We start from the raw sequence: 642 nt of genomic DNA on the forward strand, positions 1-642 counted from the left end.
GAGAGCGCTCCTGGTCCTGCATCGATTACCTCGAGAACCTTATCCAGGGTGAAATCGAAGAACGCAACACCCGCTCCATTCAACGGCGTATTGCCGCAGCCCGTTTCCCGGTCATCAAATCCCTCGAGAACTTCCAGTGGTCCTGGCCCAAAACCATCGATCGGGAGAAAGTGCAATCCCTGTTCCGTTTCGGTTTCCTTACTGGGGAGTTACCTTCCAATATCATTCTGGTGGGCAATGTGGGTCTGGGTAAAACCCATCTCTCCATTGCCTTGGGACATACCGCTTGCCTGCGTGGGCATTCCGTTCTCTTTACCACCGCGGTGGACATCATCAATACCTTGGCCGCTGCTCAGTCCAGTGGACGCCTCAAGCAGGAACTCGCTCGCTATCTCAAACCGGCCCTTCTCATCATCGATGAACTGGGGTATCTGCCCATCGACAAGCAAGGGGCTGATCTCCTGTTCCAGATCATCAGCCAGCGCTATGAGCGTGCCCCCATCGTCATCACCACCAACCGGACATATAAACACTGGTCCAGTATCTTCAATAACGACAGCACCCTGACCTCCGCACTTCTGGACCGTCTCTTGCACCATGCCGAAACCATCGTCATTGATGGCAAGAGTTACCGCACAAGGG

The 642-nt window shown here is 54.4% G+C and carries 1 protein-coding gene; it reads left to right on the forward strand.

Features of this window, described 5'->3' with window-relative positions; all coding sequences use genetic code 11:
• The coding region (gene istB, locus IV91_RS0113675) for an IS21-like element helper ATPase IstB (RefSeq protein WP_031599365.1) at positions 1 to 642 on the forward strand (642 nt) is incomplete at both ends.

The organism is Ferrovum myxofaciens (assembly GCF_000735045.1).
Taxonomy (GTDB): Bacteria; Pseudomonadota; Gammaproteobacteria; order Burkholderiales; family Ferrovaceae; genus Ferrovum; species Ferrovum myxofaciens.